The organism is Aquaspirillum soli, assembly GCF_054781915.1.
In genome coordinates this window covers 1-13547 of record NZ_BAAGTM010000002.1, presented here as the reverse complement: position 1 = coordinate 13547, position 13547 = coordinate 1, and the positions used below count along the sequence as shown (strand labels likewise).

At 47.4% G+C, this 13547-nt stretch carries 10 protein-coding genes and 2 rRNA genes; 3 read left to right on the top strand and 9 right to left on the bottom strand.

Annotated features, from left to right (window positions below; all coding sequences use genetic code 11):
* Positions 1-37: 37 nt before the first annotated feature.
* The 6 genes from ACYVJG_RS02115 to ACYVJG_RS02090 form a co-directional block, all read right to left on the bottom strand.
* Positions 38-661: a LysE/ArgO family amino acid transporter gene (locus ACYVJG_RS02115; RefSeq protein ID WP_460429551.1), complete on the bottom strand. Its 624-nt coding sequence runs from the start codon at positions 659-661 to the stop codon at positions 38-40.
* Between the two features lie 116 nt (positions 662-777).
* On the bottom strand, positions 778-4647 hold the full coding sequence (gene hrpA / locus ACYVJG_RS02110) for an ATP-dependent RNA helicase HrpA (RefSeq protein WP_460429550.1): 3870 nt from the start codon (positions 4645-4647) through the stop codon (positions 778-780).
* Between the two features lie 57 nt (positions 4648-4704).
* Positions 4705-5277 (bottom strand): thermonuclease family protein, encoded by a 573-nt coding sequence (locus tag ACYVJG_RS02105; protein WP_460429549.1) that lies wholly within the window; start codon positions 5275-5277, stop codon positions 4705-4707.
* The gene (locus ACYVJG_RS02100) at positions 5274-5843 is read right to left on the bottom strand and encodes a cob(I)yrinic acid a,c-diamide adenosyltransferase (RefSeq protein ID WP_460429548.1); all 570 of its coding nucleotides are present in this window, start codon (positions 5841-5843) and stop codon (positions 5274-5276) included. The genes ACYVJG_RS02105 and ACYVJG_RS02100 overlap by 4 nt, the downstream gene beginning before the upstream one ends.
* A gap of 25 nt (positions 5844-5868) precedes the next feature.
* Positions 5869-6291, bottom strand: a complete 423-nt coding sequence (locus ACYVJG_RS02095) for a DNA polymerase III subunit chi (protein ID WP_460429547.1) — start codon at positions 6289-6291, stop codon at positions 5869-5871.
* Positions 6281-7843 carry a leucyl aminopeptidase gene (locus tag ACYVJG_RS02090; protein WP_460429546.1) on the bottom strand — a complete coding sequence of 521 codons (1563 nt, stop codon included), beginning with the start codon at positions 7841-7843 and terminating at the stop codon, positions 6281-6283. Before ACYVJG_RS02090 ends, ACYVJG_RS02095 begins: the two co-directional genes overlap by 11 nt.
* 207 nt (positions 7844-8050) lie before the next feature.
* Between ACYVJG_RS02090 and lptF the strand changes: the two genes are divergently transcribed.
* The 3 genes from lptF to ACYVJG_RS02075 are packed head-to-tail and all read left to right on the top strand — an operon-like array spanning position 8051 to position 12788.
* Positions 8051-9148, top strand: coding sequence for an LPS export ABC transporter permease LptF (lptF, locus tag ACYVJG_RS02085; protein ID WP_460429545.1), 1098 nt, complete (start codon positions 8051-8053; stop codon positions 9146-9148).
* Positions 9145-10224, top strand: coding sequence for an LPS export ABC transporter permease LptG (gene lptG / locus ACYVJG_RS02080; RefSeq protein WP_460429544.1), 1080 nt, complete (start codon positions 9145-9147; stop codon positions 10222-10224). The genes lptF and lptG overlap by 4 nt, the downstream gene beginning before the upstream one ends.
* Positions 10221-12788 carry a [protein-PII] uridylyltransferase gene (locus ACYVJG_RS02075; RefSeq protein WP_460429543.1) on the top strand — a complete coding sequence of 856 codons (2568 nt, stop codon included), beginning with the start codon at positions 10221-10223 and terminating at the stop codon, positions 12786-12788. The genes lptG and ACYVJG_RS02075 overlap by 4 nt, the downstream gene beginning before the upstream one ends.
* Here ACYVJG_RS02075 and ACYVJG_RS02070 read toward each other — a convergent pair whose 3' ends face one another.
* From ACYVJG_RS02070 to ACYVJG_RS02060, 3 genes are all read right to left on the bottom strand, one after another.
* On the bottom strand, positions 12789-13115 hold the full coding sequence (locus tag ACYVJG_RS02070) for a hypothetical protein (protein WP_460429542.1): 327 nt from the start codon (positions 13113-13115) through the stop codon (positions 12789-12791).
* 181 nt (positions 13116-13296) lie between these two features.
* Positions 13297-13409: ribosomal RNA gene (gene rrf, locus ACYVJG_RS02065) — 5S ribosomal RNA — on the bottom strand.
* 59 nt (positions 13410-13468) lie between these two features.
* Positions 13469-13547 (bottom strand): 23S ribosomal RNA (locus ACYVJG_RS02060); the annotation flags it as partial.

Here is a 13547-nt window from a genome sequence, read left to right as displayed (position 1 = left end):
TCTCAAAAAAGATTACACATTGAGGGCTAACGGTAAATCACAAGGGAGCAGCCATGATTAAGCCCAAAGCCAAGCCCCACATAATGCAGCCAGTGATCGCATCCAAAATCCGCCATGCCAAGGGGCGTTGAAAATAGCGAGTTAGATAGCCTGCGCCAAACCCCAACACAATAAACCACAGCAAAGAGGCCGTCATAGCGCCGAGGGAAAACGATAGCTGGGCATATTCTGGTAATTTACCGCCAATCGCTCCCAACACCACCAGCGTATCTAAATACACATGCGGATTTAACAGCGATAGCGTTAATACAGTCAGGGCAGCTTGCCAACGGTTAAGCGGTGCTGCTTGATAGGTGGCCAAACTGCCGCCACCCTGCCAACACGCCCGCCATGCCCGCCAACCATAAGCCAATAGAAACAACGCCCCACCCCAATGCGCCAGCTGTAATAACAGGGGGTTTTCACTGATTAACAACCCCATCCCTGCTACGCCCAACCCAATCAGGATGATGTCCACCAAAATACAGAGGGCCACGGTGATTCCCACATGCTGCCGTTGCAGGCCAACCCGCAAAACATGGGTACCTTGAGCCCCAATGCTGATAATTAAACCAGCGCCTAATGCCATGCCCTGAAAATAAGTAGGTAATAACAACATCATGCGTTCCTTTGCTATTCACGAAGAAGATGACTTAGTGTCTAGCAAAGGCGCAAAAAGCTAAATAAAGTTTAATATTTGATGGGATAGCTTAATTTTTCTTCATCTACACCCGCTTTTCAGCGCGCCAGCTGTGCGCGCAATTCTGCTTCAACCCGTTTGACCGACACTGGGTAAGGCGTTTTCAACTCTTGGGCAAACAACGACACGCGCAATTCTTCTAATTGCCAACGCACGGCCAACAACCCTAGGCTGGCCATCCCTTGTTGTTGTGCCACCGCGCTTTCCCACTCACGCCACAGCCGTTGAATGTCTGCCGCATGTTTTTGATCGCGGGCGGGATTGTTGCGGTATTTGTCCATCCGCAACCCCATTGCCCGTAGATAACGCGGCAGTTGTGCCAGCTGTGACCACGGTGTCGTTGATAAAAAGCCCTGATAGATTAGTGTCTGTAATTGCTCACGCAGCGCCGATGCCAAAGGATGTTTCTCCAGCGACTGCGCCACCTTTTGATATTCGCCAGCAATATCGACACACAGTGTCGCCACCGCCTGTTTAACCGCCGGCAGGCGCGCCCGAGCGCGAGTTTTTTGTTCTTCAAAGGCGCGTTCGTCACGCGGCAACACATCTTCACCCACCAGCGCCCGATCACAGATGGCAGTGATCGCATCGGCCAATAATGCCTCGCGATTGATCACCCCACGCAATAACAACGCCGTTTGGGTTAGCTCAGGCCAGCCTTTTTGCAGCTGTTTCATCTGTTCTTTTAGCTGTAATTGCAATAAACGAATCACCCCTTGCCGATGAGAGGCGTCAGCAGCCAGCTCCGTATCGAACAAACGAATGGCAACGCGCTCACCTTCAACCGCTAACGCCGGATAGCCGGTGAGTTGTTGACGTCCTCGGGCAAACTGAATCACCGCCGGTAAAGCACCAAAATCCCACGCGATGACTTCATCGCGTTCCCATTCCAAAGAACTTTCACGGAAGGTCAGCTGTGCCACCTCGCCAAATTGCTGTTGCAGCTGTGATAAGTCACGCCCCATGCCCAACTCTTGCCGACCGTCATCCAAAATGCGAAAGTTCATCCAACAATGCAGCGGCAGTTGCCCCAGCACAAAATCGGCTTCACTGAAACTGTGTCCGGTGTCTTGCTGTAAAAAACGCACCAGTTGGGACAATAAGCTGTGCTGTTTATCCAAAGGCGAGGATAAAAAGCGTGTGACACAATCCGGCACCGGCACACATAAGCGGCGCAAGCCCTTGGGCAAACTTTTAATCAACAACGTGACTTTTTCACGCAACATCCCCGGCACCAGCCATTCGAAAGGTTCGAGTGGCAATCGATTCAAAATTGGCAGCGGAATATCAACGGTTACCCCATCGAGAACATGATTAGGTTCAAAACGATAGCGCAATTTCAAACGACCATCTGCAGTGTCAAAATGGGTGGGGAATTGTTCCTCTGTGACATGCTCGGCGGCATGTTGCATTAAGTATTCGCGACTGAGATATAACCGGCGCGGTTCGGTTTTTTGTATGTCGTCTAACCAATGTTCAAAGCTAGCAGTATCAAAGACATTAGCTGGAATGCGCTCGTTGTAGAAATCAAACAATGTCTGCTCATCCACCAACACATCTTGTCGCCGTGCCTTATGTTCCAACTGTTGCACTTCACGAATCAGCGTTTGATTGTGGCGGAAAAACGCTGCTCGGGTCTGAAATTCGCCCACCGCCAACGCTTCACGAATAAAGATCTCACGCGCCTCTTCTGGATTGATACGGCCATAACTGACTCGTCGCCGCGCCACAATTGGTAAGCCATACAATGTCACTTTTTCTGTGGCAACCACCTCGCCACGGGCTTTTTCCCAATGGGGTTCAAAATAGTGACGCTTCACCAAATGTTCGGCCAAACCTTCAACCCACTCAGGTTCAATTGCAGCAATACAACGACCATATAAGCGTGTGGTTTCGGTCAATTCAGCAGCCAATATCCATTTAGCCTTGGTTCGCCGCAGCCCAGAACCAGGGAAAATATGAAACTGAATCCCCCGTGCGCCTAAATAACCATCGCCTTCCAAGGTTTTCATCCCAATATTGCCAAGCAAACCGGTCAATAAAGCACAATGAATTTGCTCAAAAGTGGCCGGAGTGGTGTTGTCACGCAGACCGAGTTCATCTGCAATATTTTTCAGTTGGCCATGTAATTCACGCCACTCACGCAACCGCAAATAGGACAAAAAGTGTTGATGACATAAATTAATCAACTGACGGTTAGAGGTCTTGTTGGTCAGGGCTTCATGGAAAAATTGCCATAAATTTAAAAAGGCAAGGAAATCAGACTTTTCATCTTTAAAACGGGCTTGGGCACGCTCTGCTGCTTCTCGCGCTTCAAAGGGGCGTTCACGCGGATCTTGAATCGACAGTGCCGCTGCCAAAATTAAAATCTCATGCACACAATGAAATTGTCGCCCAGCCAACAACATCCGACCGATTCTCGGATCAACCGGAATCCGCGCCAATTCATTACCAAGCGGCGTTAACTGCTGTGTATCATCCAACGCCCCGAGTTCATGCAATAGCTGCACCCCATCGGCAATCAAGCGCCGGCTTGGTGCTTCAATAAAGGGGAATTCGTCAATAGCGCCTAACCGCAGGCTGGCCATTCGTAAAATCACCGCTGCCAAGTTGCTGCGGATGATCTCAGGATCGGTAAAAGCGGGACGAGCGTTAAAATCTTCCTCACTGTATAAACGAATACACACCCCTGCCTGCACGCGACCACAACGGCCTGCGCGTTGTCGAGCAGCGGCTTGACTGATTTTTTCAACGTGTAATTGCTCGACTTTCGCACGCGGTGAATAGCGTTTTACCCGTGCCAAACCAGTATCAATCACATATCTAATACCGGGCACCGTCAGCGAGGTTTCCGCCACATTCGTGGCCAATACCACTCGACGACGCTCACCCCCTGTTTGAAAAATTCGGTTTTGCTCTTCATTCGATAGCCGCGCAAATAGCGGCAGAATGTCATACCCCGCACCGCGATTCATTTGCCGTAGGGCATCGGCAGTATCACGAATTTCCCGTTCCCCTGGTAAAAACACCAACACATCACCGGCACCGTGGGTCTGTAATTCTTGCACTGCCTCGACAATCGCCTCTTCCATCTCCAATTCCGCTTCGTCTTCGTCGCGTTCTTGCAAGGGCCGATAGCGAATTTCCACCGGATAGGTTCTCCCCGACACTTCCAACACCGGTGCACCATTGAAATGTTGACTAAACCGCTCAGCATCAATGGTGGCCGAGGTCACAATCACTTTTAAGTCGGGACGACGAGGTAAAATCTGTTTTAAATAGCCCAATAAAAAATCAATGTTCAACGAACGTTCATGCGCTTCGTCAATGATAAGGGTATCGTATTGATTGAGATAACGGTCGTTCTGCGTTTCAGCCAATAAAATGCCATCGGTCATCAGCTTGATATAACTGCGATCCGAGCTGTGATCGGTAAAACGCACTTTAAAACCGACTTGTTCGCCGAGTTTGGTTTGCAGTTCTTGTGCAATACGCTGCGCGACTGAGCGCGCAGCCAAGCGACGCGGCTGGGTATGACCAATCAAGCCACGCACACCACGGCCTAATTCCAAACACAACTTAGGTAACTGTGTGGTTTTGCCCGAGCCAGTTTCACCACAAACAATCACCACTTGATGTTGGCTAATCGCCTGTTTGAGATCCTCTAAACGCTGATTAACAGGGAGAGCAGGGTCAAATTGCGGTTGAGGGAGGGCAGTTAAACGAGATTGATAACGCTGATGTGAGCGTTGTATATCACGTTCTAATTCAGCAAACATCCGATCCGCAGGTTTACCGGCTTTCAGACGCTGTTGTAATTGACGTAAACGGGCTTTAAGAACAGGAAAATCTCGGGTCATCACCTCGGATAGGAGCTGATGTAATGTATGCGTAGGCAAAGCAGCCATGAAAGAACCATATCAAACCACAAAGGCCGATTCTAACAAAAAGCCCCGTTGCTGGGGTTATTGAGCGGCTCGCTTCTGTTGGCGAAAATCCCACGGCGGGGTGGGATTGGCTTGTTGCCATAATCCTGTGCCTTGCTGCTCGGCAAGCTTTTGTGCCTGTTGATAGCGGGCATAGTCACTGCTCGCTTGTTTTTTGGCATATTGCGTGTAATGCCATGCTAAACCTTGCCGCACCATGTCATAGTTCACATCGGCTCCGGCCAAGCGTACCCGACCCACAGTGCGGCCATAGCGGTCTTTCTCGATCACATCAACCGTCACCGTTTGCCCGAGCACCTGTCCAGATAAATGCTGTTTAGCCTCGTCGCCATGCGGTTGTGCTTTTTCTGGCGCATCAATAAAAGCCATTCTAATTCGGTGTTGCGACATGGTGATATCCTGCACCGTCACCGTGTCGCCATCGGCCACCGCAACCACTTTGCCTTGAATCGTATCTTGGCTAGCCGAGGTACCAAACCACCATCCCAGTACAGCGGTGAGCAACACCACCGCCGCTGCCAATTTTTGTTGAGGCGATGCCTGACCAAACAAAGTCAACACCGCTTGAATATGTTTGGCCTGCAATCTCATTGATTGGATACCTCCGGCGGTTGCGGTTTTTGCCACATCACTTCTTGTCCACCTTCATGGCGGTTCAATAACCGCGCCAGCACAAACAAGGCATCGGATAAACGATTCAGATATTGCTGTAGCCGTGGTGAAACACCCGCTTCTTCTGCGGCCAAGGCCACGACACTGCGCTCGGCACGCCGCGCCACCGCACGCGCGACATGGCTTAATGCCGCACTGCGACAACCACCCGGTAAGATAAATTCCTTCAATGGTGGTAGTTCGGCATTCATTTCAGCCAACCAATTATCTACACGCAACAAGGCAGCCTCTTCCAACCAGTGAAAGCCTGGTACAGCCAATTCACCCCCGACTTGGAACAGCTCATTTTGGATGGCGGTCAGCTGCACACGAACGGTATCAGGCAGCGTTTCACATAACAGCAACCCCAGTTGGCTGTTTAATTCATCCACATCACCCAATGCCACCACACGTAAAGCATGTTTGGGGACACGGCTGCCATCACCAAGGCCGGTGCTGCCATCATCGCCGGTACGGGTCGCAATTTTACTTAAACGGTATCCCATGTTCTTTCAGTCTGTTACTCGGCCCTTAACCACGGCCTGTCATATCGTGATACACAATCTCGGCCCCTAATTGCTTATAGTGCCGAGCCACTTGCCGTGCTTGTGCTAATTCCGCATCATCTGCACTGGCAATTTGCAAAATGCGTTCAAATTGCTGTGCTTCAGGCAATGGCGACAAGCGTAAGTTCAACAACACGCGCCCCGTCACCACCGGCGGTAACTCGGTTGCCAACCAAATCGGTGTTTGATTGGCATACGTCGCAGTCGGTGCACAATGCGGAATAAAAGCTTGTGGCTGAAATGTCCACAATAACTGGTCAAGTGCCTGACACTGTGCAGGATCAGGCACCAATACCATCAGCTGACTGCCACGTTGCCATGCAGTCTGAATTAAACGACAGCAAAACGGCAACGGGCGGGTAACGTGGTGGTAAAAATCAATCCGCATCGTCTGCAGCGCTTTCCTCATGATCGCGACGTGGGCGGCCACGGCGTAAAGTATGACCACTCAAGGCATCTGCTTTGTCCTGTAAGAATTGCACCAAGAGAGGAACGGGGCGGCCTGTTGCCCCTTTATCTTTGCCACTTTTCCAACCGGTACCCGCAATATCCAAATGTGCCCAATCATAGGCCTTGGCAAAACGCGCCAAGAAACATGCCGCCGTGATTGAACCCGCTGGCCGACCACCGATGTTGGCCATATCAGCAAATGGGCTCTTGAGTTGTTCTTGGTATTCTTCAAATAAGGGCATCTGCCATGCGCGATCCCCAGCTTCTTCACCTGCGGTGACTAACTCACGCGCCAGTTGATCTTGGTTGCTGAAAACGGCTGTTGTTTGATGACCTAAAGCAATAATGCAGGCACCAGTTAACGTCGCCACATCAATCACGGCTTGAGGGCTGAAGCGTTCCACATATGTCAACGCATCACACAGAATCAGGCGGCCCTCGGCATCGGTGTTGAGAATTTCAATGGTTTGCCCCGACATCGATTCAATAATGTCACCGGGCTTACTGGCACCACCGGAGGGCATGTTTTCGCACGTCGCCACCACCGCGATTAAGTTTAACGGCAGCTGCATTTCAACCGCAGCACGGAAAGTCCCCAATACGGTTGCCGCACCCAGCATGTCATATTTCATTTCATCCATGCCTTCGCCCGGTTTGAGCGAAATGCCGCCCGAGTCAAAGGTAATCCCCTTGCCCACCAACACCACCGGTTGCACTGTGGCTGACGCGCCTTGATATTTCAACACAATCAGACGAGGGGGCTCGATACTGCCTTTGGCGACAGAGAGAAAGGTACGCATCCCCAACGCATGGATGGCGGCTTCATCCAAAATCTCAGCCGCAACGCCATATTCCGTCGCTAATTCTTCTGCGGTTTGTGCCACATAACGCGGCGTACATACATTGCTTGGTAAATTGCCCAAATCGCGGCACAGTTTCATCCCACCGGCAACAGCCAAACCACGTGCTAAACCAGTTTCACCTTCGGCCAAATCACTGCGGCGAGAAACCGACAATGTCAACTTACGCAATTCGCGTGGGTGTTCTTCCACTTTGGTTTTAAAGCGGTCGAATTTGTATAACACATCCAGCGTTGCTACCACCGCTTCTTGCACCATCCATGTTACATCATGCTTTTTCACTGGAATTTCTGTGATGTAACTGACAGCCTCAACAGCGGCAGTCGCCCCTAAAGCACGCACCGAGGCTTTAATCGCTTCACGATATTCTTTTTCGCGAAAATCACGTTCCTTACCCAAACCAACCAACATCACACGGTCACATAAGGTATGAGGCACCGCATGTAGCACCAAAGTGGTGCCTAACTTGCCATCCATATCACCACGTTTGAGCACATCACTTAAAAAGCCATTGGAAATACGGTCTATTAAGTCAGCGGCAAAAGAGAGTTTGCGCGATTCAAATACCCCAACAATCACACACGCCACACGCTGTTTTTCCGGGCTACCGCTTTTTATGCTAAAGTCCATGTTCGTGATTCCTTATGTTTATTGACATTGAATGACATCCAAAAAATATGCCATAGCGTAACACCACTCGCTCCAGTTATACCCCATTTTCTAGAGTATTTGCGACGCTTGGTCTGATTTCTTCGATTTTAGACCGATTCCGGCATTTTTCCGCTTCCTGCAACATTATCACTAGCATTTCAGCGGGATGTCAAAAAGGCACATTTTATGATTTTTCAACGTAGTCTCGTCCGCGAACTGACCTCGGTCACCTTCGCGGTTTTTTTCGTGCTATTGGCCATTATGTTGACTACGCAAGTTGTGCGTTTGTTCGACAAAGCCGCCGCTGGCGATTTAGCCACCGATGCCATCTTCGCCATGATTGCATTTACCGCGTTAGCGTCATTTGGCACCTTATTGTCGATCACAGTGTTTGTGGCCGTTCTCGTGGTATTAACGCGAATCTATCGCGACCACGAAATGGTGGTATGGCTGGCAGCAGGAGTATCGCCCACCCAATGGATACGTCCAGTGTTAATGTTTGCCGTCCCCATTACTGTCATCATTGCCAGTGTTACCCTTTGGATTGCGCCGTGGGCACATAAAAAAGGCAATGAGTATGCCGACTTACTCAAACAACGCGAAGAAGTCAGCGCCCTTGCCCCCGGCATCTTTAAAGAATCAAAAAGTGCCGACCGCGTTTACTTTGTTGAAAATTTCTCCAGCGAAAACGGTTCAGCACAAAACATCTTCGTTGAATCTTGGGAAAACGGCGTGCTCTCTACGATTTTGGCACGACGCGGTTACCTACATACGACAGAACAAGGTGAGCGTTATCTGATTTTAGAAGATGGCCGGCGTTATGATGGACAACCAGGGCAGGCCAATTATCGTTTGGTTGAATTTGAACGTTATCAAGTCAAAATCGACCAAAGCCTAAGACAGCCCAATGCCACCGCTGCCAAACAGCGCACCACCCCAGAGTTATGGCAACGTAATCAATCCGATGACCGAGCAGAGTTAGCATGGCGAATTTCTATGCCTATTGCTACGTTGATTCTCGCCCTGCTAGCCATTCCTCTTGCTTATTACAATCCACGCAGTGGACATACCTTTAATTTGTTAATCGCGTTGTTAATTTATCAACTCTATTACCAAAGCATGAACGTAGCACAAAAATGGATTGGTAACGGCAAACTGGAAAGTGTTTTTGCTATTTTGCCGCTGCATATTGTTATGTTGGCATTGTTCGTGCTTTTACTCACCTTGCGCCGTAAGCCACTACGCTTGTTACGTCGCCAACTGCAAAGCCGGTCTTTATCATGAGTTTGATCGCACGTTATCTTATCGGCAATATTGTCCGAACGACCTTATTTACCTTATTGGCTTTATTGTCGCTATTTGCCTTCTTTGATGTTCTAGGAGAACTGTCTGCCTTAGGTCGTCATCATTACGACTGGAAAACCATGCTAACCGTGGTTGCCCTATATATCCCCGGGCATGTTTATCAACTTTTACCGCTCGCGGTGTTAATTGGTTCATTAGCTGCATTAACACTTTTGGCGGCCAGTTCAGAATATGCAGTGATTCGAACCTCCGGTGTATCAGCGCGCTATATCAGTCTTATTTTGCTAATGGTAGGTGGTGGTTTTGCTGTTGTGACATTTTTAATGGGCGAGTTTGTTGCACCAAAAGCAGAACAAGAAGCCGAACGCTTATATCTACAAGCCACCCGTTCTGTGGTTGCCCAAGATTTTCGGTCTGGATTGTGGGTAAAAGACGATAACCATTTTATCAACGTCAAAACTATGTTACCGGACAACACTTTGTTAAATGTTCGTATTTATCAATATGACCAAGATTACCGACTTACGGCAGTGCAAGAAGCCAATCGTGGGTTATATCAAGGTGAAGATAAATGGCTATTACAAGAAGTCAGAACCACTTATTTTGGTGCCGACTCAACTCGTATAGAACACCAAGCTGAACGTATTTGGCAATCGGTATTACGACCTGAAATCTTAGATGTCTTGCTGGTCGTACCAGAAAAGATGTCAGCGATGAATTTGTTCTCTTACATTGAACATCTGAAAAATAATAAACAGAAAACCAGCCGCTATGAAATAGCATTATGGGGAAAACTATTTTATCCCTTAGCCTGCTTATCGATGGCAATTATTGCAGTGGGTTTCACCCCTGCTAATCAACGCCAAGTGAGCTTAGGCTATCGCTTGTTTATTGGGATTGTGATTGGTCTCTCATTTCACTTTTTAAATCGCTTAATTGGTCATTTAGGTTTACTGTATCAATGGCAGCCTATTTTGATCACATTAATGCCGACAGTGCTGTTTTTAACCGGCGGCCTCGCACTGCTCTTCTATCGCGAAAGATATAGCGTATGACCTCAGAAATTAGTTTATGGCGGGCAGCATTAAGCCAAACACGCAAAGACCTAGCACAAGCATGGAATGAGCACCGCAACCCTAGCCTATTACTACAACAACATTGCGTTGCAGTTGATGAGGCAATCCAAAAAATATGGGCAGCACATCATTTTGATAACCAAGCAGCTTTATTAGCTGTGGGAGGATATGGCCGTGGTGAGCTTTTTCCTCATTCTGATATCGATATCTTAGTGTTGCTCCCCGATAGTGCAGCAACAACGCTACAAGAACAAATTGGTCAGTTAATTCCGCTGTTTTGGGATATTGGCCTTGATGTTGGGCACAGTGTCCGTACTGTCAGTGAATGTTTAGCTGAAGCACAAAATGACATTACAATTGAAACCACTTTACTAGAAACACGCCTACTCTGTGGCAATCAAGACTTATATCAACATCTGGTGAATGAATTAGAACGACATCGTGATCCTGTCGCTTTTTTTGAAGCCAAAGTTTTAGAACAGCAACAAAGACACGCCAAAGCCTTTGGTGTGACGAATAACTTAGAACCGAATATCAAAGAAAATGTTGGGGGACTGCGCGATTTACATACTTTAATTTGGGTTGCTAAAGCAATTGGTCTTAACAGTGAATGGCAAACCATGGTCGAGCAAGATATTCTGACTCGATCCGAAGCGCGTTTATTAAAGAATGCACAACAACGCCTGCAAACCTTACGTATCGACCTCCACCTCACGGCACATCGACGCGAAGATCGTTTAATTTTTGATCTACAACAAAAAGTAGCCTATCAATGGGGATTAACAGACAGTAAAGAATTGCGCGCCAGTGAAAAACTAATGGAGCAATACTATCGTGCTGCAAGAATTATTCATCAGTTAAACGGTATTTTATTGCCTAATCTGCGTAATCGCTTATTTTCTCAAGCAAAACAGAATGTGGTCATTCTTAATGATCGTTTCAAATCAGTGAACGGTATGCTTGCCTTACGCCGGTTAGATTATTTTGACAAACATCCCAGTGCTATTCTCGAAACTTTTTTATTGCTTTCACAACATCCCGAACTGAATGGTATTGCACCGCGCACACTGCGGGCATTGTGGCATGCACGCGGTTTGATTAATGATCGTTTCCGACGCGATCAAACTAACCGCGATTTATTTATTCAACTCTTTACCCAACCACAGGGTTTAACCCGTACTTTACGCCGTATGAATCTCTATGGTGTGTTAGGACGTTATTTACCCGCATTTGGCAAAATTGTTGGCAGGATGCAGCATGATTTATTTCATGTTTATACTGTAGATGAACATATCTTAATGGTCGTGCGTAACCTGCGCCGTTTTGCCATTCCCGCTTTTAATCACGAGTACCCCACTTTAAGTCGGTTAATTGCTGATTTTCAGAAACCGGAATTACTCTATTTAGCTGGGTTGTTCCATGATATTGCCAAAGGACGCGGAGGTGACCATTCTGAACTCGGTAAAAGCGATGCCAGAGAATTTTGTCTGAATCATGGATTTAACGAGGAAGAAACAGAATTAGTGGAATGGTTGGTGCAAGAACATTTGACGTTCTCGAGTATCGCACAAAAGCAAGATATTTATGATCCGGCTGTGATTGCTGATTTTGCCCATCGTGTACAAACACCACGCCGTTTGACAGCCTTATACCTGTTAACCGTGGCAGATATTCGTGGCACCAGTCCAAAAGTGTGGAATGCATGGAAAGCAAAATTATTAGAAGATTTGTATCATTCTACTTTGCGTTATTTAGGCTCAGGTAAACAACTTGATTTAGATTCTGCATTGGAAGAACGAAAACACGAGGCAAGAATTCTTTTGCGTCTCAATATGGTGCCAGATGGTGCAGAAGAAGCATTATGGCAACAACTTGATATGGTTTATTTTTTGCGCCATGAAGCACGAGAAATTGCTTGGCATGCGCGGGTATTAAACCGCTTTGCACGCAGTGAACAGCCTTTGGTTAGAGCCAGATTGTCTGATGATCGCGAAGGCATTGATGTTTTGGTTTACACCCCAGACAAACCAGACTTATTTGCACGGATTTGTTTGTTCTTTAATAAAACCGCTTACAGCATAGCCGATGCCAAAATCTATACAACAAGACATAAATACGCTTTAGATACATTCCATGTTTTCGTACCAGAAAATGGCGGTGATATCAGCTACCGTGAGATGATCAATTTCATTGAGTTTGAATTAACTCATGCGATTGAACGTGGTGGCGATTTGCTATGCCCACCTTCACAAGGTCGCATTAACCGCCATTTGAAACATTTCCCTATCAATCCTCAAGTCAATATTCGCGCTGATGATAAAGGTGATGGGTATGTATTATCGATTGTAGCGGGAGATAAACCGGGGTTATTAGCACGTGTTGCCTGTGTCTTATCAAGCTACAAGGTCAGTGTGCATTCTGCCAAAATTATGACTTTGGGAGGCCGCGCCGAAGATGCTTTTTTACTCACCGGCGCGGCGTTAAATGATGCGAAAAGTTTATTGATGATGCAGGCCGAGCTATTAGACGTGCTCAGAATCTAATTAAGTTGGCTTCGCAGTAGCATTGGACTCGAGCGTTAATTCTGCAGGTGTTTGAACTTGAACAATATTGCCATCAGTTTGAACATCTGCAGTTAAGCCAAGAATTTGTTCTGTCAAACGATTACGTGCATTTAAATGTTGATCTAAACGCCAATCGTTCATCAATTCCAAACCGAGCTCAAAATAACGCATATCAATTTCATACAGCTGGCTAATATCAAATAGCTTTTTCATTTCTAAAGCTACCGCCAACTGCTTTAATACTTCCATTTGTTGTGGATCACGACCCGACTCAATGAGCTTACGGATTTTTTTTGCTGCATTCATAGGTTCCCTCTTTCAAGTTGCCGGTGTTAAGTTTCACCGTACCATGTGATGGATGAACGCTATGCTAACGCAAACTAATGGTAAATAGGTGACAACAAAAAAATTTCATATTTTTGCAACAAAATTTTTTATGCAAAACAAAACCCCCTGCTACTTGGTAGCAGGGGGTTTTTTATGGGGAGCTTGGCGGAGACCTACTTTCACACAGGGATCTGCACTATCATCGGCGCTGAGTCGTTTCACGGTCCTGTTCGGGAAGGGAAGGGGTGGTACCAACTCGCTATGGCCGCCAAGCAAAAAGGGTTTGAAGAAGTAAAGACAAGGGTTAGATTGTAGTAAGTGTCGCAACTTATAGGATCAAGCCACACGAGCAATTAGTATCGGTTAGCTTAACGCATTACTGCGCTTCCACACCCGACCTATCAACGTTGT